Origin of the sequence: Rhodoplanes elegans (assembly GCF_016653355.1) — a bacterium.
GTDB classification, from domain to species: Bacteria; Pseudomonadota; Alphaproteobacteria; order Rhizobiales; family Xanthobacteraceae; genus Rhodoplanes; species Rhodoplanes elegans.
Genome location: NZ_NHSK01000193.1, coordinates 1 through 3,841 on the forward strand (window position 1 = coordinate 1; position 3,841 = coordinate 3,841).

Consider the following 3,841-nt stretch of genomic DNA (forward strand, 5'->3'; position numbering starts at 1 on the left):
ACCGGGACGCCGCCGCGCTGCAAACCGATCGTGCGCGAATGCCCGCCGGGAACGATCGGACGGCCGGCACGCTGGCGACCCGAGCCGGCGGCCCGGCCGACTCCCGAGCGCCCGCCCATCCAGCGGCCACCACGGCCGCAACCGGATGCCCGGCCCGGTCCGTCCCGGCCGAGCCGGCCGGACGGCACCGGGCCGCGCTGATCCGGCCGCTCGACCGCCTCTCGGCGGACGTCGCCGCCGAGAGCGTGCGCCGGTCCCAGACTATCCGGCGGGGCCGACGGCGGGGCGGGGATGCCGTCCTGGACGTCGGCGGTCGCCCGCTCCCGGTCGCGCCGTGTCCCCCGGCGCCGGCGGCACCGCGATTCGCGCGCTGCCTCGCGGCTGCACCGAAACTCGTTAAAATTTTACGCATCCAAGTATTTCCCGATAACCATCTTTTCTAACAAGGTCTTAATGCGCAGCATTTATGAGTATGGGATTGGAAGGTGGAAAACGTGGAACCGACAGAACGTTCGGCTCCATCGGTAGGACGTCACATGGACACGAGCCTCACCATAAGGCCGCAGAGCGTCGCCCCGATGGGCGACCATGCACGGCCCGTGGCGGTCGAGGCCCCGGCCGTCCGCACCGTGCTCCCCGAGCACCAGACGGTCGCCGCCCTCGGCGCCAGCAAGTCCACCTCGACGGACCCGGACCTCGGCCAGAACGGCAATCCTCCGTCCCAGGAGCAGCCGCTCGCCGCCCAGATGCGCCAAGCCGCCGAGCAGACCACCCGCGTGGTGGTCCTCAACCCCGAGACCCGGGAGGTGATCTTCCGGGTGATCGACTCGCGCTCCCGCCAGGTGCTCCGCCAGGTGCCCGACGAGGCGTTGATGCGCATGCGCGCCTACAACAAGGCGCTCGAGGAAGGCAAAAGCGCGGCCGACGTGCTGACGCACGCCGACCTGCAGGTCTGATCCGTCCCGGGTCGGTCCGCTTCCTCACCGGTCTTTCCTCGTGCCGCGCTCGGCCCGCGCCGTCTCTCTCCTCGCGCCACACGCCCCGCCCCGTCCTCCGCGCCGCCCGAACGTTTCGCGCGCCGATCGAACTCGTGCTCCGCGACATCGTCGTGTCTGAGCCACCGCCTCCCCGCCCGCCGATCCATCGCGCGAGCATCGCCGCACCACGCTGTCGCACGACGTCGTCGCACGTGCGCACGGCCCGCACGGCGCGCATCCGGCCGCCGTCTCGCGGACCCGTATACTTAATGAAAACCTAATCGAAACCAATGCGTTCGGTCGCCCGGCGGAGAACAGAAATTAGGCGGGAATTAACGGGCCGTATTTACGCTTGTTTACGGCCCGCCGTGCGATCACGGCCGGCGACCATGAAGGTCGAAGCTCCACCGCCAGTACGGCACACAACCAGAAAGGTTGAATTCAATGGCTTCCGGTATCACCCTCTCGGCCGGCGTCCGTCAGAACCTGCTCTCGCTGCAGTCGACCGCGGACATGATGGCGACGACGCAGAACCGCCTCGCCACCGGCAAGAAGGTCAACTCGGCTCTCGACAATCCGTCGAACTTCTTCACCTCGCAGTCGCTCAGCGACCGGGCGGGCGACCTCAACTCGCTCCTCGACTCGATCGGCCAGGCGGTGAAGACGCTCGACGCGGCCAACAACGGCATCACCTCGCTGACCAAGCTCGTGCAGTCCGCGAAGTCGATCGCCCAGCAGGCCCGCTCGGCGACGGCTCCGGCCGCCACCTACGACGCCCTGTCGGTCACCGGCACGCTGCCGTCCGAGACGATCGCCTCGACGATCGCCGGCGGCGCCAACGACCTCTCGGCCAAGGCCGTCAACCTCTCGTTCACCAACCAGGCCGAGACCATCGGCACCGTGACGGGCACGGCCAACCTGGCCACCGGTCCCGGCGGCGCCGGCGCGGCCGGCACGGTGCAGATCCGCGTGACGGCGTCGGGCGTCGACAAGACGTTCAACGTGACCCTGGCCGGCACCGAGGCGAACTTCGCCGCCACCCAGGCGGTGTTCGACGCCACCACGTCCGGCACCCCCGGCGACACGCTGAACAACTACATCACGATCACCAACGACGGCTCCGGCCACATGGTGTTCACGGCGGCCTCGGCCGACGTCGACTTCTCGATCAGCGCCGCCGGCTCCGGCTCGACCGCCGCCACCCTGACGGCCATCGGCGTCACCGCCGGCGCCCACAACTCGACCAGCCTGCTCGACCGCATCACCGCGGCCGGCGGCACGGCGGGCACGTCCAGCCTCGTGCTGAGCGTCACCGGCCAGACCGACAAGACCGTCACGTTCGGCAACAGCGGTGGTCAGGTCTCGACCATCGGCGAGCTGAACACCTGGATCAACAGCAATCGCGGCGCGGCCACCGGCTCGATCGCCGGCACCACGTTCTCGATGAGCCTGTCGGCGGCGTCCGGCAATGCGATCGGCTTCAACGCGACCGATGTCGGCGTCACCACGGCGCTCGGCCTCAGTGCGGCGACCGCCGACTATAACTTCGGCACCGGCGCCCGTGGCGGCATGGGCTCGGCGCTGTCGAAGTCCTTCAACAGCGACCTGACCCTCGCCGAGATCGACACCGACCTCGCCGCCGGAACCAGCATCTCGATCACGGTCGACGCCAACGACGGCAACGGCTCGCAGACCCAGACGGTCGGCCTCGCCGGAACCGACAACCTGACGTCGGTCGTGAACAAGCTGAAGGGCAACGCCACCCTCTCTGCCAACCTGGACATCTCCAACCAGGCCGGCAAGCTGAAGATGGTCGCCAAGACCGCCGACGTCGACTTCTCGATCGCCGCCGGCCTCGCCACCTCGGCCCTCAACATGACGGCCGGCTCCTACAACTCGACCAGCCTGCTCGACCAGGTCGTCGCCGGCGGCGGCTCCATCGGCGACTCCATCTCGGTGTCGGCCAATGGCGGCGCGGCCCAGACGATCACGTTCGGCAAGGGCACGGACCAGGTCTCGACGATCGCCGAGTTCACCAAGCAGATCTCGAACCTGTCCGGCGTCACGGCCAGCGTCACCGGCTCGGCGTTCTCGATCGGCGTGGCTCAGGGCACCAGCCAGACCTCGCTGACGATCTCCGGCGCCACCAACACGCTCGCCGCGATCGGCACCAGCGCCCAGACCAAGTCGGGCGTCAAGCACGAGGGTGACCCGAACACCACCCGGGCCAGCCTGCAGAAGGACTTCAACGACGTTCTCGACCAGATCGACTCGTTGTCGAAGGATGCCTCCTACAACGGCATCAACCTTCTCAACGGCGACGACCTCAAGGTGGCCTTCAACGAGAAGAACACCTCCTCGCTGACCATCAAGGGCGTCACACTCAACGCCTCCAACCTCGGCCTGAACAAGCAGAACGGCACCACGTTCCAGGACAACACGAAGATCGACGCGACCATCTCGGCGATCAACGATGCCCTGACCTCTCTGCGCACCCAGGCGTCGAAGTTCGGCTCCAACCTGACGACCGTCCAGACCCGTCAGGACTTCACCAAGAGCATGGTCAACACCCTGCAGACGGGTGGCGACAACCTGGTGCTGGCCGACTCGAACGAGGAAGGCGCCAACATGCTGGCCCTGCAGACCCGGCAGCAGCTCTCCACCACGGCCCTCTCGCTCGCCAACCAGGCGAACCAGGCCGTGCTGCGGCTGTTCTGAGTCTCTTCGGTCTACGGACAAGTACGGACGGCGGGGCTTCGGCCCCGCCGTTTACTTTTTTTGGAGACGACCCGGCGGCGCCTTCAGCCGACCGGCCGCGACCGCGGCTGCGCCCCGGCGCGCGGTCGCGGCCGGTCGGCTGAAGG

Annotated in this window: 2 protein-coding genes; both read left to right on the top strand. The window is 68.2% G+C overall.

What is annotated here, in order from left to right:
* The first annotated feature begins 536 nt into the window (after positions 1-536).
* Positions 537-956 carry a FlaG family protein gene (locus CCR97_RS23085; RefSeq protein WP_146618671.1) on the top strand — a complete coding sequence of 140 codons (420 nt, stop codon included), beginning with the start codon at positions 537-539 and terminating at the stop codon, positions 954-956.
* 465 nt (positions 957-1,421) lie between these two features.
* A complete protein-coding gene (locus CCR97_RS23090) occupies positions 1,422-3,695 on the top strand; it encodes a flagellin N-terminal helical domain-containing protein (protein WP_111356180.1) in 2,274 nt (757 codons plus the stop codon).
* Positions 3,696-3,841 lie beyond the last annotated feature (146 nt).